Source organism: Sphingobium sp. BYY-5, assembly GCF_022758885.1.
Taxonomy (GTDB): domain Bacteria; phylum Pseudomonadota; class Alphaproteobacteria; order Sphingomonadales; family Sphingomonadaceae; genus Sphingobium.
Map to the genome: position 1 here is coordinate 388,996 of NZ_JALEBH010000001.1, position 23,465 is coordinate 412,460.

The 23,465-nt window shown below is 63.7% G+C and carries 24 protein-coding genes; 20 read left to right on the forward strand and 4 right to left on the reverse strand.

Annotated elements, in window-relative coordinates:
• Position 1 precedes the first annotated feature (1 nt).
• Entirely contained in the window at positions 2-1,954 is a 1,953-nt protein-coding gene (locus MOK15_RS01965; RefSeq protein ID WP_242930057.1) for a peptidylprolyl isomerase, read from the reverse strand.
• 200 nt (positions 1,955-2,154) lie between these two features.
• On the opposite strand from MOK15_RS01965, the gene tpiA reads away from it, so the two are divergent.
• From tpiA to MOK15_RS01980, 3 genes are all read left to right on the forward strand, one after another.
• On the forward strand, positions 2,155-2,916 hold the full coding sequence (tpiA, locus tag MOK15_RS01970) for a triose-phosphate isomerase (protein WP_242930058.1): 762 nt from the start codon (positions 2,155-2,157) through the stop codon (positions 2,914-2,916).
• 202 nt (positions 2,917-3,118) lie between these two features.
• Positions 3,119-3,493, forward strand: a complete 375-nt coding sequence (secG, locus tag MOK15_RS01975) for a preprotein translocase subunit SecG (protein WP_242930059.1) — start codon at positions 3,119-3,121, stop codon at positions 3,491-3,493.
• An 89-nt stretch (positions 3,494-3,582) separates the two neighbouring features.
• Complete coding sequence (locus MOK15_RS01980; protein WP_242930060.1) at positions 3,583-5,214, forward strand: CTP synthase; 1,632 nt, start codon at positions 3,583-3,585, stop codon at positions 5,212-5,214.
• Positions 5,215-5,249: 35 nt separating this feature from the next.
• Here the strand turns inward: MOK15_RS01980 and MOK15_RS01985 are convergent, their stop codons facing one another.
• Positions 5,250-6,362: an NADH:flavin oxidoreductase/NADH oxidase gene (locus tag MOK15_RS01985; RefSeq protein ID WP_242930061.1), complete on the reverse strand. Its 1,113-nt coding sequence runs from the start codon at positions 6,360-6,362 to the stop codon at positions 5,250-5,252.
• 43 nt (positions 6,363-6,405) lie between these two features.
• Positions 6,406-7,536, reverse strand: coding sequence for a PQQ-dependent sugar dehydrogenase (locus MOK15_RS01990; RefSeq protein ID WP_242930062.1), 1,131 nt, complete (start codon positions 7,534-7,536; stop codon positions 6,406-6,408).
• A gap of 243 nt (positions 7,537-7,779) precedes the next feature.
• Between MOK15_RS01990 and rimP the strand changes: the two genes are divergently transcribed.
• The 13 genes from rimP to MOK15_RS02055 all read left to right on the forward strand — a co-directional run bounded on the left by rimP (position 7,780) and on the right by MOK15_RS02055 (position 17,583).
• Positions 7,780-8,304 carry a ribosome maturation protein RimP gene (rimP, locus tag MOK15_RS01995; protein WP_242930063.1) on the forward strand — a complete coding sequence of 175 codons (525 nt, stop codon included), beginning with the start codon at positions 7,780-7,782 and terminating at the stop codon, positions 8,302-8,304.
• Positions 8,305-8,318: 14 nt separating this feature from the next.
• Positions 8,319-9,893, forward strand: a complete 1,575-nt coding sequence (gene nusA, locus MOK15_RS02000) for a transcription termination factor NusA (protein WP_242930064.1) — start codon at positions 8,319-8,321, stop codon at positions 9,891-9,893.
• A 6-nt stretch (positions 9,894-9,899) separates the two neighbouring features.
• A complete protein-coding gene (locus tag MOK15_RS02005; RefSeq protein WP_242930065.1) occupies positions 9,900-10,133 on the forward strand; it encodes a 4-oxalocrotonate tautomerase family protein in 234 nt (77 codons plus the stop codon).
• 63 nt (positions 10,134-10,196) lie between these two features.
• Positions 10,197-10,859 carry a DUF448 domain-containing protein gene (locus MOK15_RS02010; protein ID WP_242930066.1) on the forward strand — a complete coding sequence of 221 codons (663 nt, stop codon included), beginning with the start codon at positions 10,197-10,199 and terminating at the stop codon, positions 10,857-10,859.
• A gap of 65 nt (positions 10,860-10,924) precedes the next feature.
• Entirely contained in the window at positions 10,925-13,525 is a 2,601-nt protein-coding gene (gene infB / locus MOK15_RS02015) for a translation initiation factor IF-2 (protein WP_242930067.1), read from the forward strand.
• Between the two features lie 36 nt (positions 13,526-13,561).
• Positions 13,562-13,945, forward strand: a complete 384-nt coding sequence (locus MOK15_RS02020) for a glyoxalase superfamily protein (RefSeq protein WP_242930068.1) — start codon at positions 13,562-13,564, stop codon at positions 13,943-13,945.
• The gene (rbfA, locus tag MOK15_RS02025) at positions 13,942-14,340 is read left to right on the forward strand and encodes a 30S ribosome-binding factor RbfA (RefSeq protein WP_242930069.1); all 399 of its coding nucleotides are present in this window, start codon (positions 13,942-13,944) and stop codon (positions 14,338-14,340) included. Before MOK15_RS02020 ends, rbfA begins: the two co-directional genes overlap by 4 nt.
• Positions 14,341-14,371: 31 nt before the next feature.
• On the forward strand, positions 14,372-14,653 hold the full coding sequence (locus tag MOK15_RS02030) for an AbrB/MazE/SpoVT family DNA-binding domain-containing protein (protein WP_242930070.1): 282 nt from the start codon (positions 14,372-14,374) through the stop codon (positions 14,651-14,653).
• Entirely contained in the window at positions 14,650-15,042 is a 393-nt protein-coding gene (locus MOK15_RS02035) for a type II toxin-antitoxin system VapC family toxin (protein WP_242930071.1), read from the forward strand. The genes MOK15_RS02030 and MOK15_RS02035 overlap by 4 nt, the downstream gene beginning before the upstream one ends.
• A complete protein-coding gene (locus tag MOK15_RS02040; RefSeq protein ID WP_242930072.1) occupies positions 15,039-15,941 on the forward strand; it encodes an alpha/beta fold hydrolase in 903 nt (300 codons plus the stop codon). Before MOK15_RS02035 ends, MOK15_RS02040 begins: the two co-directional genes overlap by 4 nt.
• Positions 15,942-15,950: 9 nt before the next feature.
• Entirely contained in the window at positions 15,951-16,529 is a 579-nt protein-coding gene (locus tag MOK15_RS02045) for a thymidine kinase (protein WP_242930073.1), read from the forward strand.
• Positions 16,526-17,083: a GNAT family protein gene (locus MOK15_RS02050; protein WP_242930074.1), complete on the forward strand. Its 558-nt coding sequence runs from the start codon at positions 16,526-16,528 to the stop codon at positions 17,081-17,083. Before MOK15_RS02045 ends, MOK15_RS02050 begins: the two co-directional genes overlap by 4 nt.
• Positions 17,084-17,208: 125 nt before the next feature.
• Entirely contained in the window at positions 17,209-17,583 is a 375-nt protein-coding gene (locus MOK15_RS02055; RefSeq protein WP_242930075.1) for a DUF6491 family protein, read from the forward strand.
• Here the strand turns inward: MOK15_RS02055 and MOK15_RS02060 are convergent.
• Entirely contained in the window at positions 17,580-18,275 is a 696-nt protein-coding gene (locus MOK15_RS02060) for an HAD family hydrolase (protein WP_242930076.1), read from the reverse strand. The genes MOK15_RS02055 and MOK15_RS02060 overlap by 4 nt on opposite strands.
• 127 nt (positions 18,276-18,402) lie before the next feature.
• Between MOK15_RS02060 and truB the strand changes: the two genes are divergently transcribed.
• The 4 genes from truB (at position 18,403) to MOK15_RS02080 (ending at position 23,455) form a co-directional block, all read left to right on the forward strand.
• A complete protein-coding gene (gene truB, locus MOK15_RS02065) occupies positions 18,403-19,389 on the forward strand; it encodes a tRNA pseudouridine(55) synthase TruB (RefSeq protein WP_242930077.1) in 987 nt (328 codons plus the stop codon).
• Between the two features lie 15 nt (positions 19,390-19,404).
• Positions 19,405-19,674, forward strand: coding sequence for a 30S ribosomal protein S15 (gene rpsO / locus MOK15_RS02070; RefSeq protein ID WP_242930078.1), 270 nt, complete (start codon positions 19,405-19,407; stop codon positions 19,672-19,674).
• Positions 19,675-19,924: 250 nt separating this feature from the next.
• Positions 19,925-22,234 (forward strand): polyribonucleotide nucleotidyltransferase, encoded by a 2,310-nt coding sequence (pnp, locus tag MOK15_RS02075; RefSeq protein WP_242930079.1) that lies wholly within the window; start codon positions 19,925-19,927, stop codon positions 22,232-22,234.
• Positions 22,235-22,666: 432 nt separating this feature from the next.
• On the forward strand, positions 22,667-23,455 hold the full coding sequence (locus MOK15_RS02080; RefSeq protein ID WP_242930080.1) for an outer membrane protein assembly factor BamD: 789 nt from the start codon (positions 22,667-22,669) through the stop codon (positions 23,453-23,455).
• The last annotated feature ends 10 nt before the right edge of the window (positions 23,456-23,465 follow it).

Consider the following 23,465-nt stretch of genomic DNA (forward strand, 5'->3'; position numbering starts at 1 on the left):
CTTACTGGTCGCCGCTGTTGGTGGATGCCAGCACCTGGCGCACCTGCGCTACGGCGCTCGGATTGCGCGTGACCTTCAGTTCCTTTTCGATCGCGCGTTCGAACTGCTGGCCATATTCCTGGCCGATCACTTCGCCCAACTGATCGCGCACCTGTGCCAGCAATTGTGGCTGCGCCTTGGCGTCGCCGCGCTCGATCTTGTTGAGCTGCACCACGAAATAGCCGCGATCCTGACCGATCGGCAGGGTCTTCACGCTATTCGCCGCCATCTGGAACATGATGCCGACTTCGGCCGGCGGACGCTGCTCGCCGCGCATGATGTCGGCGCGGCGGCCGCCCAGCATCTGCGGCGCGGGCAGTTTGACGCCGGCCTGAGCAATGGCGTCGGCCAGCTTCATCCCCTTGGCGACCTTCGCCTGGATCTGGTCGGCCAGCACCTTCGCTTTCTTGTTGCCTTCGTTGAGCTTGTACTGGGCCAGCACCAGTTGCTTGACTTCGGCCAGCGGCGGCGGAGCAGCGGTGATGATCTGGCCCGGCGCGACCAGTGCATAGCGCTTGTCGGGCGTGATCGGCACCAGTTGCGCGTCATCGTCGGCGCTCATGGCGAAGGTCGGGGCGACCAGCGGCTGGAGGTCGGCGGACGGTGTATAGGCCTGGTCGTTGACCTGCTTGCCGGTCGACAGCAGCGGCGGGCTGGTCTCCAGCGTCAGGCCGTTATCCTTCACCACTTCCTCGAACGTGCCGCCATCGGCGATCTGATTCTCCAGCTTGCCGGTGAAATCGGCCAGCAACTGCTTTTCCTTCTGCGCGCGCAGCGTTTCGACGATTTCGCCACGCACGGCGGCCAGCGGACGGGCGGCGGTATCGTTGAGCGCGGTGACGCGCAGCAGCAGCCAACCCAGCGAACCGCGCACCGGCCCCACCAGTTCGCCCTGTTTGGCGGCGAAGGCGGCATCGGCGATAGGCTTGCCGGCCGAAGCGGTCAGCGCCTCGCGGCTCTGGTCGGCCAGGGTCGCCACGGCCAGACCCGCGCCCTGCGCCGCGGCGGCCAGCGTCTTGCCGCCCTTCACCTGATCGGCGATCGCCTTCGCGCCGGCCTGCGTCGGCAGCACCAATTGCTCGACGGTGCGGTTCTGCTTGGCGGCATAGACGGCCTTGTTCTGGGTGTAATAGGCGCTGATCTCCGCTTCGGACGGCTGCGACGCCTGGGCGAAGCGGACCGCATCGACCAGGGCGTAGCGGATGCGGCGCTGTTCCGGGATAGTGAAGCGCGGACTGTTCGCCTTGTAATAATCGGTCAGTTGCGCGTCGGTCGGGTTTTTTTCATCGAGGAAGGCGACCGCCGGGATCGCGGCGACCGTGCCCTGGCGCGCTTCCAGCAGCAGCGAGGCATAGGGCAGAACCAGCGTTTCCGACGGACGGGCGCCCAGGCCGATGGGCGCGAGCAACTGCCGCTGGAGGATCTCGCGGCTGATATCGTCTCGCAGGGCCTGTTCGGTCAGCCGTTCGCGGGTCAGCAGGGCACGGAAACTTTCCTGGCTGAAATTGCCGGCCGCATCCTGGAAGGCGGGGATCTGCGCGATCTGTGCATCCACCAGCCGCTTCGAGATGTGGACGCCCTGATCGTCGGCGAAGGCGCGCAGGGTCAGCGATGCGACCAGTTGGTCATAGACCTGGGCCGCGCCGCCCTGGGCGAAGAAATCGGCGATCTGGAGGCCGGGGTTGGAGCGGCGGGCGTTTTCGAACACGCGCTGCACGCGGTCCTGAAACTCGCCCTGGCTCAGCGTCAGGCCCTTCGCCTTGGCCGCATTGCTGCCACTGAACATGGAGCCGCCGCCGAACTTGCCACTGGTGATGTCGCCCATGATGAAGGCGGCGGCAATGACGCCCAGGAAGAGGATCGCGAAGAGCGCGCCGAATTTGGAGCGAATGAAGCTGCGAAAGACAGAAAGCATGGGAGACCTGACACCTGCGGCTGTGTGGCGGCCCGCTTTAAGGGCGGATCGGCGCGGCGGCAAGGCTTGCACTGGACAAATGCGCGACTGCCGTTCATCGCCTCTATCCAGTTCCCGTTCTTCCGGGGAGACGCGAAGCCAAAGGTTCGTGACGGAGGGCGGGGGCGACGTGCAGCAATAACCATAAGGAAACGAGGCGGATGAACAGGCGAAAGCTGGTTGTCGGCAACTGGAAGATGAACGGGATGCGCGCGCAGCTCGACGAAGTGGAGGCGATCGGCCGGGTCGCGGCGGCGCATCCTGCCGTGGAAGTAGGCCTTTGCCTGCCGGCTACCCTCATCATGGCCGGGTCGGAACGGCGCGGTGCGGCGTTCATCGGCGCGCAGAACTGCCATATGGACATGAGCGGCGCCTATACCGGTTCGCTGTCGGCGGAGATGCTGGCGGAAGCGGGCGCGACCTGGGTCATCACCGGCCACAGCGAACGGCGCGAGGCGCGCGGCGAAACCAACGCCGACATCGCTGCCAAATCGGTCGCGGCGCACAAGGCGGGCATCAACGTCATCCTCTGTGTGGGCGAGACGATCGAGGTGCGCGACGCGGGTCAGGCGGAGGAGGTTGTGTCCGCGCAACTGCTCGCTTCGCTGCCCGAAGGCGCGTCGGCCGACTGGCTGGCCGTCGCCTATGAACCCATATGGGCGATCGGCACCGGCCGCATCCCGACGATCGAGGCGGTCGCGTCGATGCACGCCGCCTTGCGCGCCGCGCTGGCCAGCCGGATCGGTGCGGAGGCGGATGCGGTGCGAATCCTCTATGGCGGATCGATGAATGGCGACAATGCGGTCGAATTGATGTCGGTCGTTGATGTCGATGGCGGCCTGGTCGGCGGCGCCAGCCTCAGCGCCGCGAAATTCGCCCCGATCATCGAAGCCGCCGACGAACGCATGGCGGCTGCGGCCTGATTTTAGCGTCGTCATTCCGGCGAACGCCGAAATCCAGGGTTCGAGGCGTTGTGGGAGGGATGCTGGACCCCGGCGTTCGCCGGGGTGACAATGTGCGCGCTTTTCGCTCCGACTCGGTTGTGGAAAAGGCGCGGTTGCCCCCGCGCCCTATCATCGCTATGTGCGCGCCAACGCATTCATCACCGGACAGAAACGAGCCGCAATGTTCACCTTCCTCCTCGTCGTGCAGGCCATTGTCGCCGCCCTGCTGGTTACCGTCATCCTGATGCAGAAGTCGGAAGGCGGCGGTCTGGGCGTGGGCGGCAGCCCGGCGGGGCTGATGTCGGCGCGCGGCGCGGCGGATTTCCTGACCCGTTCGACCACGGTTCTGGCCAGCATCTTCGTGATTCTGTCGATCGTCATGGCGGTGATTGCATCGGTGCGGCACGCGCCCACCGATATCGACACGTCGCTGGTGAAGCAGGCGCCCGCCACGCAGAGCACCCCGGCGCCGGCTAATGCCGATCCGCTGGCGGGTGCAGCAGGCAATGCGGCGACGGCGCCCGCGCAAAATGGCGCGGTTCCGCTCGCTAACTAAACAATTCAACGATCTTTCGATCTTTTTTAAGCGCGCGTGGATTCGCGCGCTTGCTCTTTGTTGTTCCGAAAGGCTAATCCTTCACTCCCATGGCGCGGTATATTTTCATCACCGGCGGCGTGGTCTCCTCGCTTGGCAAGGGCCTGATGGCCGCATCCCTTGCAGCTTTGCTGCAAGCGCGGGGTTTCCGTGTACGAATCCGGAAATTCGATCCCTATCTCAACGTCGATCCGGGCACGATGTCGCCCTATCAACATGGCGAGGTCTATGTGACCGACGACGGGGCGGAAACCGACCTCGATCTGGGTCATTATGAACGTTTCACCGGGGTTTCGGCGCGCCAGTCGGACAATGTGACACAGGGCCGCGTCTACCAGACGATCATCACCCGCGAACGGCGCGGCGACTATCTGGGTGCGACGGTGCAGGTGATCCCGCACGTCACGGATGAGATCAAGGCCTTTGCCACCGCCGACACCGAAGACCTCGATTTCGTGCTCTGCGAAATCGGCGGCACCGTCGGCGATATCGAATCGCTCCCCTTCATGGAGGCGATTCGCCAGCTCCATAATGATCTGGGGCGTGGCCGGGCGATCTTCGTCCATGTGACCCTGGTGCCGTATATCGCGGCTGCGGGCGAGTTGAAGACCAAGCCGACCCAGCATAGCGTGCGCGAACTGACCTCGCTCGGCATCCAGCCCGACATATTGCTGTGCCGCTGCGAACATCCGCTGCCGGAAAGCGAACGCCAGAAGATCGCGCTCTTCTGCAATGTCCGGCCTGAGGCGGTCATCCCCGCGCTCGACGCCAGCAGCATCTATGCCGTCCCCCAGCAATATCATGCCGAAGGGCTGGACGATCAGGTGCTGAGCGCCTTTGGCATCACGGATGCGCCCGCGCCCACCATGGCCCGCTGGGACGACATCATGGATCGCCAGCTCAATCCGGAGGGTGAGGTCACGATCGGCGTGGTCGGCAAATATGTCGGCCTGCTCGATGCCTACAAGTCGCTGCACGAAGCGCTGCACCATGGCGGCCTTGCCAACCGAGTGAAGGTCAACATCAAGTGGATCGATGCCGAATTGTTCGAGAAGGGTGAGGATCTGGCCCTCAGCCTCGAACCGATGCACGGCATTCTCGTCCCCGGCGGCTTCGGCGTGCGCGGGTCGGAGGGCAAGATCGCTTCGGTCAGGTTCGCGCGCGAACGCAATGTGCCCTTCTTCGGCATCTGCCTTGGGATGCAGATGGCCTGCATCGAGGGCGCGCGGAACACGGCGGGCATCGCCGACGCCTCCACCACCGAGTTCGGCGAAACGTCGGAGCCGGTCGTCGGCCTCATCACCGAATGGATGAGCAAGGAAGGGCTGCAGAAGCGCACCGCCGAAACCGATCTGGGCGGCACGATGCGCCTTGGTGCTTATCCCGCCAGGCTCGACGGCAATAGTGTCGTCGCGGGCGTCTATGGCGCGACCGAGATCAGCGAACGGCATCGCCATCGCTACGAGGTCAACGCCGGCTATCGCGAGCCGCTGGAAAAGGGCGGCCTGATCTTTTCGGGCATGTCGCCCGACGGTACGCTGCCGGAGATTGTCGAGCGGCCCGATCATCCCTGGTTCGTGGGCGTGCAGTTCCATCCGGAACTGAAATCCAAGCCCTTCGACCCGCACCCGCTCTTCGCCAGCTTCATCCAGGCGGCGGTCAAGCAGAGCCGGTTGGTATAAAAGGAAACGGGGCCGACAAGGCCCCGTTTTTCGTTTCAGCCTTTCGGCGCGTCGAACAAATTCCGATATTGGCGCGGCTGCGACCGCAGATATTGATCGGGCGCCTTGACGCTCGCCCCCAGATGCGCCGCGGCGTGCCAGGGCCAGCGTGGATCGTAGAGCATTGCGCGCGCCAGCCCGATCAGGTCCGCGTCGCCCGTGCCGACGATCGCCTCGGCCTGTTCATAGTCGGTGATGAGGCCCACCGCGACCACGGGTATCGCCACCGCCTGCTTCACCGCGCGGGCCAGCGGCACCTGATAGCTGGGGCCGACCGGAATATCCTGTCGTGGGTCCAGGCCGCCGCTCGACACATGGATGGCGCTGCATCCATGCGCTTCCAACGCCTGGGCGAAAGCGATCGTCTGCTCGATATCCCAGCCGCCCTCGACCCAGTCGGTGCCCGACACGCGCATCGTCACGGGCCTGTCCGCCGGGAAGGCGGCGCGCACCGCGTCGAAAATCTCCAGCGGCAGGCGCATCCGGTTTTCAAGGGCGCCGCCATATTCGTCATCGCGCCGGTTGGAGAGGGGCGAGAGGAACTGGTGCAGTAGATAGCCGTGTGCGCCGTGCAACTGGATCGCGTCCAGCCCCAGATTCGCCGCGCGCCGCGCCGCCGCGACAAAGGCGTCGCGCAGCCGTTCGATCCCGGCCTGGTCGAGCGCCATCGGGGTGTTGGTAGCGGGCGTGAAGGGCAGGGCGGAGGGCGCGACCGTCTGCCAGCCATTGATCGCGTCCGGCGCGATCTGCGCGCCGCCCTTCCACGGCACTTCGGTGGACGCCTTGCGCCCCGCATGGCCAAGCTGGATCGCGATCGGCATGTCGGAATGGCGTCGCACACCATCCAGAACCCGTTTCATTGCGGCTTCCGTCCGGTCGTTCCACAGGCCGACATCGGCGTAGGAAATCCGCCCCTCCGGCAGGACGGCGGTCGCCTCGATCGTCAGCAGCGCCGCACCCGACAAGGCAAGCTGCCCCAGATGGATGAGATGCCAGTCGGTCATCTCCCCATCCACCGCCGAATATTGGCACATTGGGGCGATCACGATGCGGTTGCGGAGCGTCAGTCCGGCGACAGGAAAGGGCTGGAACAGCGTGGGAACGCTCATTCGATTCTCCGAACAGGGTTGGATGGGTTCGCCGGGGATCGGGTCAGGTCGCCGGCGTCAGCTTCAGCATCCGTCCCTGCGATCCCTGGCCGCCATCCTCCAGGAGCCACAGTGCGCCGTCCGGCCCTTGCTCGACTTCGCGGATGCGCGCGCCCATGTCCCACTGGTCGGCCTTTTCCGCCTTCTCGCCGTCCAGCTTCACCCGGACCAGCGCCTGGCTCGACAGGCCGCCGATGAACAGCGATCCCTTCCATTGCGGGAACATATTGCCCGAATAATAAAGCAGCCCGCCCGGTGAAATGACCGGGTTCCAACTGACCTTGGGCGGTTCGAACCCGTCGCCCGGCGCATGGTCGGGGATCGGCTTGCCGTCATAATGGTCGCCGTTCGATACTTTGGGATAGCCATAATTGAGGCCGGGCTTGATAAGGTTCACCTCATCCCCGCCCTTCGGCCCCATTTCCTGTTCCCACAAACGCCCGTCCTTGTCGAAGGCCAGCCCAAGCAGGTTGCGGTGGCCATAGGACCAGATGGCGGGGTTGAAGCCCTTGGCCGCCAGGGGATTGCCCGCTGCCGGCGTACCGTCCAGGTTCAGGCGCAGCACCTTGCCCAAGGTCGATTTGGGGTCCTGCGCCGGATCGAATTTCTGCCGCTCGCCATTGGTGAAGAACAGATATTTGCCATCGGGGGAAAAGGCGATGCGGCCCGAATAATGGCCGTTGCCATCGACATAGGGGCTGGCGCGGAAGATGACCTGCACGCCGTCCAGCTTCGTCGTTCCGTCGCTCGCCTGGTTGAACGCGCCCTTCGCCAGCGCCACGCCCTTCAATCCGTCGCGCTCCTCGGAAAAGCTGAAATAGACCGCCTTGTCCTTGGCGAAGCCAGGGGAGAGCACCACGTCCATCAGCGCGCCCTGGCCTGCGCTGTCGACCTTCGGAATGCCCGCGATCGGGATCTTCGTGCCGTTCTTCGGATCGAACAGGATCATCTCGCCCGCCTTCTCCGTCACCAGCGCGCGGCCGTCGGGCAGGAAGGTCATGGCCCAGGGCGAATCGAAGTCCGCGACGATCGATGTCTTGAACGGCTTGTCGGCCGACGCGGTCGTCTGGCTGTTGGCCCCGTTGCCCGAACAGGCGATCAGCAGGAGGGGGAGGGTGGCAATTAGGCTGCGCATTGTTCACTCCGTTCGCCCTGAGCTTATCGAAGGGCATTACTTCTTTTGAAAGAAAGCGGGGGGCTTCGACAACCCCGGATCAAGTCCGGCGCCGAACGGAAATGAATAAGGATTATATTTGTTGCAGATTTTCCACCTGCCGCCTATATCGCCCTTGCTTCCTTACATCGTCAAACATGTCGGGGTCGCGGGCGGAACGCTCGCGGCGCGGGGAAGCCGCATTATTTCGTGTACGGAGACTGCATGGCGGACATCGCCGAACTGACCGCGTTGATCGAACCCGAGGTGAAGGCCCTGGGCTTCGACCTTGTGCGCATCAAGCTGTTCGGGTCGGGCGACGAGCATACGCTCCAGATCATGGCCGAGCGGCCGGAAACGAAGCAGCTCGTGATCGAGGATTGCGCTACCATCTCGCGCCGCCTGTCGGACGTGCTGGATGAGGCTGACCCGATCGAGGAAGCCTATCGTCTGGAAGTGAGTTCGCCCGGCATCGACCGGCCGCTGACCCGCCTGTCCGACTTCCTGGAATGGGCCGGGCATGAGGCGAAGGTCAATGCGACCGAAATCGTTTCGGGCCGCAAGAGTTTTCGCGGCGTCCTGAACGGTGTCGAGGGGGAGGATATCCTCTTCGCCGACGCCAAGGCGGGCGACGTTTCCATTCCTTTCGCCCTTGTCGCCGACGCCAAGCTGGTGCTGACCGACAAGCTGATTGCTGCTAGTATGCCGCTCTCCTCCGATGGGGCGGACGAGTTTGAAACCGAAGAATAAGGGTTCATAACGTCATGGCCAACGCCATTTCCGCCAACAAGGCCGAACTGATCGCCATCGCCAATTCGGTGGCATCGGAAAAGATGATCGACAAGGCCATCGTCATCGAGGCGATGGAAGACGCGATTCAGCGCGCTGCCCGCGCCCGTTACGGCGCCGAGAATGATATCCGTGCGAAGCTGGACCCCGACAGCGGCGACCTGCGCCTGTGGCGCGTCGTCGAAGTGGTCGACGTGGTCGAGGATTATTTCAAGCAGGTCGACCTCAAGCAGGGGCAGAAGCTCAAGAAGGACGCCATCGTCGGCGACTTCATCGTCGATCCGCTGCCCGCGATCGACCTGGGCCGCATCGACGCCCAGTCGGCCAAGCAGGTGATCTTCCAGAAGGTCCGCGACGCCGAGCGTGAGCGCCAGCATGAAGAGTATAAGGACCGCGTGGGTGAGATCATCACCGGCGTCGTCAAGTCGGTCGAGTTCGGCCATGTCGTCGTGAACCTGGGCCGCGCCGAAGGCGTGATTCGCCGCGACCAGCAGATTCCGCGTGAAGTCGTCCGCGTCGGCGACCGCATCCGCTCGGTCGTGCTGAACGTCCGCCGCGAAAATCGCGGGCCGCAGATTTTCCTCAGCCGTGCGCATCCTGAGTTCATGAAGAAGCTGTTCGCGCAGGAAGTGCCCGAAATCTACGACGGCGTCATCACCATCATGGCCGCCGCCCGCGATCCGGGCAGCCGCGCCAAGATCGGCGTCATCAGCCGCGATTCGAGCATCGACCCGGTCGGCGCCTGCGTCGGCATGAAGGGCAGCCGCGTCCAGGCTGTCGTGCAGGAAATGCAGGGCGAGAAGATCGATATCATCCCCTGGTCGGAAGATACCGCCACCTTCGTCGTCAATGCGCTGCAACCCGCGCAGGTCGCCCGCGTGGTGATCGATGAGGAAGAAGAGCGTATCGAAGTCGTCGTGCCCGACGATCAGCTCAGCCTCGCCATCGGCCGCCGCGGCCAGAATGTCCGCCTCGCCAGCCAGTTGACCGGCAAGGCGATCGACATCATGACCGAAGCCGACGCCAGCGAGAAGCGCCAGAAGGAATTCGTCGCCCGCTCCGAACTGTTCCAGAACGAACTGGACGTGGACGAAACGCTGTCGCAGCTTCTGGTCGCCGAAGGTTTCGGCGAGCTGGAAGAAGTCGCCTATGTCAGCGTCGAGGAACTTGCCGCGATCGAGGGCTTCGACGAAGACCTCGCCGCCGAGTTGCAGAACCGCGCGCAGGAAGCGCTCGACCGCCGCGAAGCCGCCGCACGCGAAGAGCGTCAGGCGTTGGGCGTCGAGGATGCGCTGGCCGACATGCCGCACCTCACCGAAGCCATGCTGGTGACGTTGGGCAAGGCGGGCATCAAGACGCTCGACGATCTCGCCGACCTCGCCACCGACGAACTGGTGCAGAAGAAGCGCATCGATCAGCGTCGCCGCAAGACGGACAGCGGCAGCAGCGAGGACAAGGGCGGCATATTGGCCACCTATGGTCTTAGCGACGAGCAGGGCAATGAGATCATCATGGCCGCCCGCGCCCACTGGTTCGAAGAGGAAGCCTGAGACACCATGCCTTTTGTCGACATCCGTCTGGCCGGCAACGCCACGCGCGAGCAGAAAGCCGCGATCGTTGCTGACGTCACCCAGTCGCTCGTGGAGCGGCTGGGGAAGCCGGCGGGTGCCGTTCAGGTGGTGATCTCCGAAATCTCGACCGAGAATTACGGGGCTGGTGGGCAATTGCTCGCCGACCGCGATTCTCCCCAGCCTAGGGAGGACGCCAATGTTGCGGACACTCCCCGATGAGAGAATAGGCTCTCTCCACAGCGTCGGACTTGCCCTTTCTTCCGTTCTGGCGGAGGAGCGCGCATGACCGAACGCAAATGCATATTGACCGGCGACCGCGCCGATCCCGACACGCTGATCCGCCTGGCTATAGGGCCGGAGGGGCAGGTGCTTCCCGACATCCGCGCCAAGGCGCCGGGGCGGGGCGCGTGGATCGGCGTGACTCGTGCCGAACTGGAAATCGCGCTGGCCAAGGGCAAGCTGAAAGGCGCGCTCGCGCGTTCCTTCAAGGATGGCGCGCTCCAGATCCCCGACACGCTGCCGGAGATGATCGAATCCGGGTTACGCAAGGCTTTGCTCGACCGGATGGGGCTGGAGGCGCGCGCCTCCATGCTGCTGACGGGTTCGGAAAAAATCGATGTCGCCTGCCGCAAGGGCCAGGTGCAGTTGCTGTTCCACGCCGCCGATGCGGCCGCCGACGGCAACCGCAAACTGGACCAGGCCTATCGCGTCGGGCGGGAAGCGGAAGGCACGGATTTGGCCGGTCGCGTCTTGCCTGTGGACCGCGATGCCCTATCTATGGCAATGGGGCGGGATAATGTCGTCCATATCGCGGTGACCGACTCGCGGGCTGCTTCGCGCCTGCGCGCGGCCATAGGCCGCTTGGAAAGCTATCTGGGTTGCGCTAACGGGGCGCCTGTGCATGGGGAGCCTGCCTCCGCCGATGCGCCGGGCGTCACCGGATAAGCATTATATCGGGCGCCGGCGGGCCTATCCGGCCGGAGTGGAAGTGAAGGGTATAGTTCAGTCGTATGAGTGACAGCAAGGAAGACAAGCCGGTTCTGGGCCGCAAGCCGCTGGGCATCAAGCGGACCGTTGAATCCGGTCAGGTGCAGCAGCAGTTCAGCCATGGCCGCAAGAATACGGTCGTGGTTGAGGTGAAGCGGCGCCGTGTCCTGGGCAAGCCCGGTGAGACGACCGGTGCTGCCCCTGCGGCTGCGCCCCAGGCTGATCCGGCGCCCGCACCGGTTGCGCCGCGTCCCGCCGCACCCGCGCCGCATCAGCAGGCGCGCGCGCCTCAGCCGGCCGCTCCGCGCCAGGCGCCGCCGCAGAGCCTGATGTCGCGTCAGGAACTGCAGGCCAAGCTGCTGCGTGAAGCCGAGGAATCTCGCATGAACGCGCTGGAGGAAGCGCGTCGCCGTGAAGACGCCCAGCGTCTCGCCGCCAGCGAGGAAGAAAAGCGCCGCGCCGAGGAAAATCGCCAGGCCGCCGAAACCGCCGAGGCGGACTCCGTGCGTCAGGTTGAAGTCGAAGCCAGCGTTGCCGAGGATCAGGCCGCCGTCGCGCCCGCGCCGGTGGAGGAAGCCGCGCCTGTTCAGGAAGCGCCTGCCGAGGCCGAAGGACGTCCGGCAACCGCCATTGCTTCACCGCCGCCGCCGCGCCGCTTCACCCCGGTCACGCCGGTCAAGCGTCCGGAACCGGCCAAGCCCGACCGTGCCAAGCGTGGCGACGACAATCGTCGTCAGGCGGGCAAGCTGACCGTCACTCGTGCGCTCAGCGACGACGACAGCGCCCGTGCGCGCAGCCTCGCCGCCTTGAAGCGCGCCCGTGAAAAGGAGCGTCGCGCCCATTATGCCGGCGGCAGCCAGCCGCGTGAGAAGCAGTCGCGCGACGTGATCGTGCCTGAAAGCATCACCGTTCAGGAACTCGCCAACCGCATGGCCGAAAAGGGTGCGGACCTGGTGAAGGCTCTGTTCAAGATGGGCACCGCCGTCACGCTCAACCAGCCGATCGATCAGGATACGGCCGAGTTGCTGGTGGAAGAATTCGGCCACCGCATCCAGCGCGTGTCCGATGCCGACGTCGAAATCGGCATGGAAGGCGAAGTCGATGCGGCCGAAATGCTGCAACCGCGCGCGCCGGTCGTGACGATCATGGGCCATGTCGACCATGGCAAGACCTCGCTGCTCGATGCACTGCGCGGCACCAATGTGGTGTCGGGCGAAAGCGGCGGCATCACCCAGCATATCGGTGCCTATCAGATCAAGACCAAGGGCGGTGATCTCATCACCTTCCTCGACACGCCGGGTCATGAGGCTTTCTCGGAAATGCGCGCGCGTGGCGCCAACGTCACCGACATCGTCATCCTGGTGGTGGCGGCCGACGACGGGCTGATGCCGCAGACGATCGAGGCGATCAACCACACCAAGGCCGCCGGCGTTCCGATGATCGTCGCGATCAACAAGTGCGACAAGCCCGAAGCAAACCCGCAGAAGGTGCGCGAGCGCTTGCTGGAGCATGAGGTGATCGTCGAGGATATGGGCGGCGAGACGCAGGATGTCGAAGTGTCCGCGCTCAAGGGGACCGGTCTCGACACGCTGATCGACAAGATCCTGCTCCAGTCCGAACTGCTCGAACTGACCGCCAATCCCGATCGCGCCGCCGAAGGCAATGTGATCGAGGCGCAGCTCGACAAGGGCCGTGGCGCTGTCGCCACCGTGCTGGTGCGCAAGGGGACGCTGAAGATCGGCGACACCTTCGTCATCGGTTCGGAAAGCGGCAAGGTTCGCGCCATGATTAACGATCAGGGCCAGCAGGTAAAGACAGCCGGTCCTTCGACCCCGGTCGAGGTTCTGGGTCTGTCCGGCGTGCCGATGGCGGGGGATCAGCTCACCGTCGTCGAGAATGAAGCCCGCGCCCGCGAAGTCGCCGCCTATCGTCAGGAACAGGCGACCAAGAAGCGCACCACTGCCGCTCCGACCAGCTTCGAACATATGTTCTCGGCGCTGAACACCACCGTCATCGAATATCCGGTGGTGGTGAAGGGCGACGTGCAGGGGTCGGTCGAAGCGATCGTGACCGCGCTGAACCGCATCTCGACGGATGAGATCAAGGTCCGCATCCTGCATTCGGGTGTCGGCGCGATCACTGAGAGCGACGTCACCCTGGCTGCCGCCAGCCGCTCGCCGCTGATCGGCTTCAACGTCCGTCCCAACGCCAAGGCGCGCCAGTTGGCGGAGCGCGAGAAAATCTCGCTGCGCTATTATGACGTGATCTACGACCTGCTTGAAGAAGTTCGCGGCGAAATGGCGGGCCAGCTCGCTCCGGAGCGCATCGAAACCATCGTCGGCCGTGCCGAGGTGCTTCAGGTGTTCCCGGCGGGCAAGAAGGACAAGGCGGCGGGTCTGCTCGTTCTCGACGGCATCATCCGCAAGGGGCTCAACGCGCGCCTTACCCGCGACGATGTCATCGTATCGCGCACCAACATCGCGTCGCTGCGTCGCTTCAAGGACGATGTGTCCGAAGTCCGCGCCGGCATGGAATGCGGTGCGATGTTGCAGGACACGAACGACATCAAGGTCGGCGATACGCTCGAACTGTTCGAAGTCGAAGAGCGTCAGCGCACGCTGTAACGGGCTGTCATATGATAGGCTGCGGAGGAAAGTAACATGGTCATGCTTGGCACGATCACGCCGGTCCTCCGCAGTTTCGATGAGGCACGGACACGCGCCTTCTATTGCGACTTCCTGGGATTCAAACCGGTGTTCGAACATCGGTTCGAACCGGATTCGCCGCTCTATATGGGCGTGATCCTTGGGGCTTGCGAATTGCATCTGTCCGAACATTATGGCGATGCGACGCCTGGATCGGCCATTCGCATCGCCGTCGATGATGTCACGGCCTATGCGGCGCAATTGCGCGCGAAGAATTTCGGCAATGCCAGACCCGGCGCCCCTGACAAAACCGATTGGGGCAGTCTGGAATTGACCATTACCGATCCAGCGGGAAACAAATTGACCTTTTGCACTGATTTGCCGGAAGACGCGGCATGAGCAATTCCCAGGAAGGCCCGTCCGTCCGCCTCCTCCGCGTGGGCGAGCAGGTACGCCATGTCCTGTCCGACATCCTCCAGCGCGGCGACGTGCATGACGATGTGCTGACCCAGCATGTCGTCAGCGTGACCGAAGTGCGCATGTCGCCCGACCTGCGCCACGCCACCATCTTCGTGAAATCGCTGCTGGGGCAGGACGAGGAGGCCGTGCTTAAGGCGCTGCGCACCAACACCGCCTATCTCCAGCGCGAGGTCGCGACCCGAATCCGCCTGAAATATGCGGCGAAACTCAAATTCATCGCCGATGAGAGCTTCGACGAAGGCACCCATATCGACAAGCTGCTTCGCGATCCGAAGGTGGCCCGCGACCTGCCGCAGGATGACGGCGAAGATTGACTCTCGCTGCGGTAAGACGCATCTTACCGACATGAACGCCAAGACCATCCTGTCGGCGAAAGGCCAGATCGTCATCCCCAAGGATGTGCGCGACCAGCTTGGCTATATGACTGGACAGCCATTTGAGGTCGTGACGATGGGGGATAGCGTGCTGCTTCGGCCGGAACGCAAGATGTCGGGGCGGAGCTTTGACGAGATCATGGCGGAGTTTTACGCACGGATCAAATATGACGGTCCACCGGTGTCGATCGAAGAGATGAACGAGACCATCGCGGAGCATTGGGCGAAGAGCGGCGCAGAAGGCGATTGGTGAAGGCCGTCGACACCAATATTCTGGCGCGGCTGCTGATGGTCGATGACAAAGCGCAGGCATTTGCCGCGATGCAGCTCGTAAAGGCCGGTGTTTATATTCCTCTGACCGTCTTTCTGGAGACCGCTTGGTTGCTGCGTTCGCGCTATCGGCTGACCCGGTTGGAAACGGTGGAATCGTTGCGCGTTTTGCTGGAATTGCCGGATGTCATCATAGAAGCACGGGATGGTGTTATCTGGGCCGTCAATCGTTTTGAAGCGCGGGGGGACTTTGCTGATTTCGTCCATCTTGTTGCTTCGATGCAAGCAGATGCCTTTCTGACGTTCGACCGGGCGCTGGCACCGGCCGCTGGCAGCGACGTGCCCATAAAGGTGGAGACCGTGATCGCATGAGACTATTTGGGACAGCATTGGCGTTGGCATCGGCAATGATGCTGGCCATGCCCGCCGCAGCAAAAGACCCCGCCACCCATCCCGCCGTCACCACCGACCCGAAGCCCAACGCCGCCTATCCCGCCGGGATGAGCGCTTTCGTCATCCCTGCCGAAAACGGCGCGATGAATGCGGTCATGTATACCGCTGCGGGCGCGGGCATTCATCCGACCTTGCTGCTGCTCCACGGTTTTCCCGGCAATGAGCAGAATCTGGACCTGGCGCAGGCCGCGCGGCGTGCCGGGTGGAATGTGCTGACGCTGCATTATCGCGGTTCCTGGGGCAGCCCCGGCACTTTCTCCTTCGGCCATGCGTCGGACGATGCCTTCACCGCGCTGCAATTTCTCCAGCAACCCTCGACCGTCGCCAAATATCATATCGACACCAGCGCGATCGTCGTCGCGGGCCACAGCATGGGCGGCTTCATGGCGGCCGATGTCGCCGCCGCCGAACCGCGCGTCGCGGGCCTGTTCCTGATCGACCCTTGGGATCCGGCCCAGACCGTCGCGGCGCTCGCCACGCCGGAAGGGGAGGCGGGTTGGAAGGCGGAAGTGGCGGGCGACCTGCCGCCGCTCGTTGGCGCGACCTATGACAGCCTGACCGGCGAGATAAAGGCTGACGGCGCCAAGTTCGACCTGGGCCGCCGCCTGGCCGGCTATGGCCGCCGTCCGCTGACGATCATCGGCGCGGAAAGGGGCATCGGCGCCATGGCGCGCAAGGCCGCCGCCGACGCGCAGGGCGCCAATCCCGATGCGCGGCTGATGGTCTGGCCGACCGATCACAGCTTCTCCGACCAGCGGATCGCTCTCGCCGATGCGCTGGTCCGTTTCCTCGCTGGCGTCGCGCCGACCATCCGCTAAGAGCGGCTGATGGCGAAGCTCTATTTCTATTATAGCTCGATGAATGCGGGGAAATCGACCACCCTGCTGCAATCGGACTTCAACTATCGTGAACGCGGTATGGCGACGATGCTGTGGACCGCCGCGATCGATACCCGCTACGGTCATGGCCGCATCGCGTCGCGCATCGGGCTGGAGTCGGCCGCGCATCCGTTTGAGGCCGGGGTCGACATGCTCGCCGCCATCGCCGCGCAGCATCAGGCGACGCCGCTTTCCTGCGTGCTGGTGGATGAGGCGCAATTCCTGACCCGCGATCAGGTGTGGCAATTGGCGGCGGTGTGCGACCGGCTGGGCGTGCCGGTGCTCTGCTATGGCCTGCGCACCGATTTTCAGGGCGAATTGTTCGAAGGCAGCGCCCATCTTCTGGGGCTGGCCGACGCGCTGACGGAGATCAAGACGGTCTGCGACTGTGGTCGCAAGGCGACGATGAACCTGCGGGTCGATGCGGCGGGACGGGCGATCCGGCAGGGCGCGCAGACCGAGATTGGCGGCAATGAACGCTATGTGGCGCTGTGCCGTCGCCATTTCGTGGAGCAGATGCAAGGATGAACCGGATCGATCAGTTGCTTGCGCCGATCGACGCGCCCGGCCTGCATCTGGAGCAATTGCGCCAAGAGCATCGCGAAGCGCTGCGCGCCCTCTGTCCTGTCGATGATCCGGTGTGGGAGATTTTCCCAAACCGCTGGGCGGGCGAGGGTTTCGATCCCGCTTTCGATGCGACCCTCGCCAATCCGGATCGCTGCCCTTTCCTGATCCTTGCCGACGGCGAACCGGTTGGCATGTCGGGCTATCTGCATCTCAATCCGGCCGATAACTGGCTGGAACTGGGCGGCACCTATATGACGCCCGCCGAGCGTGGCACGGGCCTCAACGGCCGGATCAAGCCGCTGCTGATCGCCCGCGCGCTCGACTGCGGCTTCACCCGCATCGAGTTCCGCATCGACCAGCGCAATATCCGCTCGCAACGGGCGGTGGAGAAGCTGGGTGCGGTGCGCGAAGGCGTGCTGCGCAAGCAGCGCGTCACCTGGACCGGCCATGTCCGCGATACGGTGATCTATTCGATCCTCGCCGACGAATGGCGCGGGAGGGAAATGGGCGGCTAATCTGTCGCCCAGCCTAATTTGTCTCAAAGTGTCGCGCGGGCCTTCTGGCCGGGCGGTCGGTGCCCCATCTTGACGTCTTAAGGATGGAATATCGGGGGGGGCTGTTTTCCATCTGGAGAAGACCCGTGAAGAGATTGATCGCCTTTATCGCCGCGCTGTTGCTGATAGCCGGTGCATCCGCGTCCGCTTTAGCCGCGCCGATGGTGTCGGCCCCGGCAAACACCGAAGCCTCGATCCCCTTCATCGATCATGGCGGCGTCTGGAGCTGGCAGGCTGACGGATCGAAGGGACTCTATGTGCAGGACCAGCACCGCAACTGGTATTATGCGGCGCTGATGGACAGTTGCGCCGAACTGCCCTTCGCCAATGCGGTGGGTTTCGAAACGGGTGGGCTGGATACGCTCGACCGGTTCGGCACGGTGGTGGTGCATGGCCAGCGTTGCCCGATCACCAGCTTCACCCATAGCGACGGCCCGCCCGTCAAAGCGAAGAAGGGTTAAGCCGCGCTGGCGATCCAGCCCGGCAGGTCGGCCAGCCGCTCCAATTGAACGAAGCGGGCATGATCGGATGGCGCCCTGGCGCTTTCATGCGACCAGGCGCCCTCCTGCGGGATGAACGCGGCCCAGGCACCGGCTTCCAATGCCGGCAGGATGTCCGACCGCATCGAATCGCCCGCCATGACCGCTTCCTCCGGCGCGATGCCGAAGCGGGTGAAGAGCGTGCGGAAGGTGTCCGCCTTCTTGTCGCTGACGATCTCGATGCCCGAAAACAGGTCGCCCAGGCCCGACGCGGCCAGCTTGCTTTCCTGGTGCAGCAGGTCGCCCTTCGTCACCAGCACCAGCGGCCCGACCTGCGCCAGCGCCCGCAGCGTGACCTCCATCCCGTCGAACAGTTCGACCGGATGGGCGAGCAGCGCCCGGCCCGCCGCCAATATCCCCTCGATCATCGAAGCGGACAGCTTCTCGCCCGCCACTTCCACCGCCGTCTCGATCATCGAGAGGGTGAAGCCCTTCGCGCCATAGCCATAGAGCGGCAGGTTGCGCGTTTCGCAGGCGATCAGCCGCTCGCGCGTCACGTCAGCCTCGGCAAAGGGACGCAGCATGTCGAGCAGCGCATGTTCGGTCGCGTTGAAATGGCGCATATTGTGCCAGAGCGTGTCGTCGGCATCGAGGCAGATGAGCTTGATCGTCATGGGCGTCCATCTATCGCAGCCCGGCGTCCGGCGAAATCCCGAATTGGGGTGGCGTCAAAGGCTGACGGGGAGGATGCGAGCCGTCAGATGTTCCATCTGACTTGAAATCGCTCTACAGGCCGCCGCCATGCATGGCTGGATCATCCTCGACAAACCCCATGGCCTTGGCTCCACCCAGGCGGTGAGCGCGGTCAAGCGCGCGCTGCGCACCAGTGGTGCAGGCAAGTGGAAGGTCGGCCATGGCGGCACGCTCGATCCGTTGGCGACCGGCGTGCTGCCGATCGCGATCGGGGAGGCGACCAAGCTCGCCGGACGGATGCTCGACAGCGACAAGATCTACGACTTTACTGTCCGGTTCGGTGTTCAGACCGACACGCTCGACCTGGAAGGAAAGGGGATCGCGGAAAGCGACCATCGGCCCACGCTGGAGCAGGTGGAGGCGATCCTGCCGCGCTTTACCGGCCCGATCGAGCAGGCGCCACCGGCCTATTCCGCCATCCTGATAGACGGTCAGCGCGCCTACGACCTCGCCCGGAAGGGGGAGGAAGTGGAGATGAAGACGCGGTCGGTGACGATCCATGAGCTGGTCGTCACATCCTCCCCTGCAAGGGGAGGGGGACCGCCGCAGGCGGTGGAGGGGTGTCACCCTCTCGATAGCGGGACACCCCTCCGTCAGGGCTGCGCCCTGCCACCTCCCCTTTCAGGGGAGGAGATGGAGACTGTCACCCTCCGCGCCCATGTCTCCAAGGGCACTTATATCCGTTCCCTTGCCCGCGACATCGCGCTGATGCTCGGCACGGTCGGCCATGTCACCATGCTCCGCCGGCTGAAGGCGGGGCCGTTCACCCTGGAAACCGCGATTTCGCTGGACAAATTGGACGAAGCTGCTACGGGCGGCGGCATCGCGCAGCTTATGCTGCCGTTGACGGCGGGGCTGGACGACATCCCGGCTCTCGCAGTCTCTCCCGATGAAGCGCTGGCTCTCCGACAGGGGAAAGTGCTCATGGGGAAACCGCATACCGGCTTGTTACTGGCGATGGAAGGTGAAACGCCTGTCGCGCTGGTGGAGGCCAGTGGCCCGGAAATCCGGGTGGTGCGCGGCTTTAATCTCTAATTAGAAAGGAAGCCGATGTCGATTACTGCTGAGCGCAAGGAAGCGCTGATCAAGGAACATGCCCGCGTCGAAGGCGACACCGGTTCGCCGGAAGTCCAGGTTGCGATCCTCTCGGAACGCATCTCGAACCTGACCGAGCATTTCAAGGGTCATCACAAGGATAACCACAGCCGTCGCGGCCTGCTGATGCTGGTCAACAAGCGCCGTTCGCTGCTGGACTATCTGAAGAAAAAGGATGGGGCGCGTTACACCGACCTCATCGCCAAGCTGGGCCTTCGTAAATAAGGCTGCTAATGAAGGGACGGCCCCCCAGCGGGGCCGTTTCCGATTCCGGGGTTGGCGGCAATTCGGCTGCCCGTCCCACCAAAGCCACCTCCGTTCGCCCTGAGCTTGTCGAAGGGTTTTCTTTTTGAAAAGGAAGAATGGGGCTTCGACAGGCTCAGCCCGAACGGGTTGAGGGGGCGCATCCAAGGGGCACAAGGCTCCACCAAAGGCCCCGCCCGGCAATAGGGCCAGGCGGGCGAAGGAAAACAACATGTTCGATGTAAAGAAAGTTTCGATCGAGCTGGCAGGCAAGACCCTGACGCTCGAAACCGGCCGTATCGCGCGTCAGGCTGACGCCGCTGTGCTGGCGACCTATGGCGAAACCGTGGTGCTCTGCGCCGTGACCGCCGCCAAGTCGGTGAAGGAAGGGCAGGACTTCTTCCCGCTCACCGTTCACTATCAGGAAAAATATTCGGCAGCCGGCCGCATTCCCGGTGGCTTCTTCAAGCGTGAGCGTGGCGCCACGGAAAAGGAAACACTGGTTTCCCGCCTGATCGACCGTCCGATCCGTCCGCTGTTCCCCGAAGGTTTCTATAACGAAATCAATGTCATTGCTCAGGTTTTGAGCTTCGACGGTGAAAGCGAGCCGGATATCGTGGCGATGATCGCTGCGTCGGCTGCGCTGACCCTGTCCGGCCTGCCCTTCCTGGGTCCGATCGGCGCCGCCCGCGTCGGTTACAAGGATGGCGAATATCAGCTCAACCCGTCGCTGGACGAAGTGAAGACCGGCGAACTCGACCTGGTCGTCGCCGCCACCCACAATGCGGTGATGATGGTCGAATCCGAAGCCAAGGAGCTTTCGGAAGACGTCATGCTCGGTGCCGTCCTGTTCGCGCATGAAGCGTCGAAGAAGATTGTCGGCGCGATCATCGAGCTGGCCGAAAAGGCCGCGAAGGATCCGTGGGAAGTCGCCAAGGGCGATGACCTTGAGGACCTCAAGAAGAAGCTCAAGAAGCTGATCGGCAAGGACATCACCGCCGCCTACAAGCTGACCGACAAGTCGGCCCGTTCGAACGCGCTGAACGAAGCCCGCGCCAAGGCGAAGGCATCGTTCGCGGCCGATGGCCTCGACGCCCAGACCGTGATGGCCGGCATCAAGCTGACCAAGAAGCTGGAAGCCGAAATCGTTCGTGGCGCCATCCTCAAGGACGGCAAGCGCATCGACGGCCGCACCACCACCCAGATCCGTCCGATCGAAGCGATGGTGGGCTTCCTGCCGCGCACCCATGGTTCGGCGCTGTTCACGCGCGGTGAAACCCAGTCGATCTGCACCACCACGCTGGGCACCAAGGACGCCGAGCAGATGATCGACGGCCTGACCGGCCTGCATTATGAAAACTTCATGCTGCACTATAACTTCCCGCCCTATTCGGTCGGCGAAGTCGGCCGCTTCGGCGCGCCGGGCCGTCGCGAAGTCGGTCATGGCAAGCTGGCATGGCGTGCGCTGCATCCCGTGCTGCCCAGCAAGGAAGATTTCCCCTACACCATCCGCGTCCTGTCCGACATCACCGAGTCGAACGGCTCGTCCTCGATGGCGACGGTCTGCGGCGGTTCGCTGTCGATGATGGACGCCGGTGTGCCCCTGAAGCGCCCCGTGTCGGGCATCGCCATGGGCCTGATCCTGGAAGGCAAGGACTTCGCCGTCCTCAGCGACATCCTGGGTGACGAAGATCACCTCGGCGACATGGACTTCAAGGTCGCTGGCACCGAAAACGGCATCACCACGATGCAGATGGACATCAAGGTCGCCGGCATCACGCAGGAGATTTTCGAAGTCGCCCTGCGTCAGGCCAAGGAAGGCCGCGCCCACATCCTGGGTGAGATGAGCAAGGCGCTGTCCTCGACCCGCACCGAGCTGTCGGCTCATGCCCCGCGCATCGAGACGATCCAGATCGACAAGGCGAAGATTCGCGACGTCATCGGCACCGGCGGCAAGGTTATTCGCGAAATCGTCGCGGAAACCGGCGCGAAGGTCGATATCGACGACGAAGGCATCATCAAGATCAGCTCGTCCGACACCGCTCAGATCGAGGCCGCCAAGAAGTGGATTCTCGGCATCGTCGAGGAAGCGGAAGTCGGCAAGGTCTACACCGGCAAGGTCGTCAACATCGTCGATTTCGGTGCGTTCGTGAACTTCATGGGCGGCAAGGACGGTCTCGTCCACGTCTCCGAAATGAAGAATGAGCGCGTCGAAAAGCCGACCGACGTCGTGTCGGAAGGCCAGGAAGTGAAGGTCAAGGTCCTCGAAATCGATCCGCGCGGCAAGGTTCGCCTGTCGATGCGCGTCGTCGACCAGGAAACCGGCGAAGAGCTGGAGGACACCCGTCCTGCCCGCGAACCGCGCGAACCTCGTGGTGATCGTGGTGATCGGGGCCGTGGCCCGCGCCGTGATGGCGGCGATCGTGGCGGCCGTGGTGGTGATCGCGGCGGCGATCGCGGTCCGCGCCGTGACCGTGGCCCGCGCGATGACAAGGATGACGGCTCCAGCGCCGGTCTGCCCGACTTCCTGACCCAGGACTGATCGATACGATCTGTCGCTAAGGCGATAGGAAAAAAAAGGGGGCGTCCGGTTCGACCGGGCGCCCCCTTTTTCGTTTGGCGATTATGGCGTTTGCAAACCCGCTCGTCGAATGTTGATATAGGAGCAAGGTGCGAGAAATTCCTCCCCTGTAAGGGGAGGGGGACCGGCGAAGCCGGTGGAGGGTGTCCCGCTATCGATAAGGTGACACCCCTCCGTCAGGCGCTTCGCGCCCGCCACCTCCCCTGCCAGGGGAGGATGAAAATTTGCCCCGGATCATCCTCGGATGCGCGCCCTGAGTTTGCAAACGTCATAATCGCTTTTCATTTCGATGGAGCGACCGACCGATTTCGATCATCGGATTGGGGTGGCCTGTTGAACGGTCCGCAATTCTGCTGCTTGGCGACGGCGATCCGCTCGGCTATGACCCGGCCCATGCTGACGAAAACCCTGACGCGCATCGGCGCGGCCACCGCCCTGGTCCTGATCGCCTTGCCTGTGCTGACCGGCTGCTCGACATCGAAGAACAAGGCCGACACCCTCTATGTCGCCCGCGACGTGTCGACCCTCTATAATAGCGGCAAGGCGCGCCTCGACCGAGGTCAGTACAAGCTCGCCGCCGCCCTATTCGATGAGGTGGAGCGCCAGCACCCCTATTCGCCCTGGGCGCGCCGTGCGCAGCTCATGTCGGCGTTCAGCTATTATATGAACCGCGACTATCCGGAATCGATCTCGGCGGCGCAGCGCTTCCTGTCGATCCACACCGGCAACAAGGACGCGCCCTACGCTTATTATCTGATAGCGCTCTGCTATTATGAGCAGATTGCCGACGTCACCCGCGACCAGAAGATCACGCAACAGGCGATGGACTCTCTGGGCGAACTGATCCGCCGCTATCCCGACACCCGCTACGCCGCCGACGCCCGCCTCAAGATCGACCTGGTGAACGATCACCTCGCCGGCAAGGAGATGGAGATCGGCCGTTTCTACGAACGGCGCGGCCAATGGCTCGCGGCCACGCTGCGGTTTCGTTCGGTGATCGACAAATATCAGACGACGACTCATACACCCGAAGCGCTGGAACGGCTGGTGGAAAGCTATTTGTCGCTGGGTGTCCGCGATGAAGCGGAAAAGGCCGCTGCCGTGCTGGGGCGCAACTATCCCGGTTCGAAATGGTATGAACGCGCCTTCAAGATGATGCGGGAATATCCGCCCAAGGCTTGAGGTGCGGCAC

Coding starts and splice junctions, on each gene's coding strand:
- MOK15_RS01965 (WP_242930057.1), bottom strand. CDS start 1,954: ATGCTTTCTGTCTTTCGCAGCTTCATTCGCTCCAAATTCGGCGCGCTC.
- tpiA (WP_242930058.1), top strand. CDS start 2,155: ATGAACAGGCGAAAGCTGGTTGTCGGCAACTGGAAGATGAACGGGATG.
- secG (WP_242930059.1), top strand. CDS start 3,119: ATGTTCACCTTCCTCCTCGTCGTGCAGGCCATTGTCGCCGCCCTGCTG.
- MOK15_RS01980 (WP_242930060.1), top strand. CDS start 3,583: ATGGCGCGGTATATTTTCATCACCGGCGGCGTGGTCTCCTCGCTTGGC.
- MOK15_RS01985 (WP_242930061.1), bottom strand. CDS start 6,362: ATGAGCGTTCCCACGCTGTTCCAGCCCTTTCCTGTCGCCGGACTGACG.
- MOK15_RS01990 (WP_242930062.1), bottom strand. CDS start 7,536: ATGCGCAGCCTAATTGCCACCCTCCCCCTCCTGCTGATCGCCTGTTCG.
- rimP (WP_242930063.1), top strand. CDS start 7,780: ATGGCGGACATCGCCGAACTGACCGCGTTGATCGAACCCGAGGTGAAG.
- nusA (WP_242930064.1), top strand. CDS start 8,319: ATGGCCAACGCCATTTCCGCCAACAAGGCCGAACTGATCGCCATCGCC.
- MOK15_RS02005 (WP_242930065.1), top strand. CDS start 9,900: ATGCCTTTTGTCGACATCCGTCTGGCCGGCAACGCCACGCGCGAGCAG.
- MOK15_RS02010 (WP_242930066.1), top strand. CDS start 10,197: ATGACCGAACGCAAATGCATATTGACCGGCGACCGCGCCGATCCCGAC.
- infB (WP_242930067.1), top strand. CDS start 10,925: ATGAGTGACAGCAAGGAAGACAAGCCGGTTCTGGGCCGCAAGCCGCTG.
- MOK15_RS02020 (WP_242930068.1), top strand. CDS start 13,562: ATGGTCATGCTTGGCACGATCACGCCGGTCCTCCGCAGTTTCGATGAG.
- rbfA (WP_242930069.1), top strand. CDS start 13,942: ATGAGCAATTCCCAGGAAGGCCCGTCCGTCCGCCTCCTCCGCGTGGGC.
- MOK15_RS02030 (WP_242930070.1), top strand. CDS start 14,372: ATGAACGCCAAGACCATCCTGTCGGCGAAAGGCCAGATCGTCATCCCC.
- MOK15_RS02040 (WP_242930072.1), top strand. CDS start 15,039: ATGAGACTATTTGGGACAGCATTGGCGTTGGCATCGGCAATGATGCTG.
- MOK15_RS02045 (WP_242930073.1), top strand. CDS start 15,951: ATGGCGAAGCTCTATTTCTATTATAGCTCGATGAATGCGGGGAAATCG.
- MOK15_RS02050 (WP_242930074.1), top strand. CDS start 16,526: ATGAACCGGATCGATCAGTTGCTTGCGCCGATCGACGCGCCCGGCCTG.
- MOK15_RS02060 (WP_242930076.1), bottom strand. CDS start 18,275: ATGACGATCAAGCTCATCTGCCTCGATGCCGACGACACGCTCTGGCAC.
- truB (WP_242930077.1), top strand. CDS start 18,403: ATGCATGGCTGGATCATCCTCGACAAACCCCATGGCCTTGGCTCCACC.
- rpsO (WP_242930078.1), top strand. CDS start 19,405: ATGTCGATTACTGCTGAGCGCAAGGAAGCGCTGATCAAGGAACATGCC.
- pnp (WP_242930079.1), top strand. CDS start 19,925: ATGTTCGATGTAAAGAAAGTTTCGATCGAGCTGGCAGGCAAGACCCTG.
- MOK15_RS02080 (WP_242930080.1), top strand. CDS start 22,667: ATGCTGACGAAAACCCTGACGCGCATCGGCGCGGCCACCGCCCTGGTC.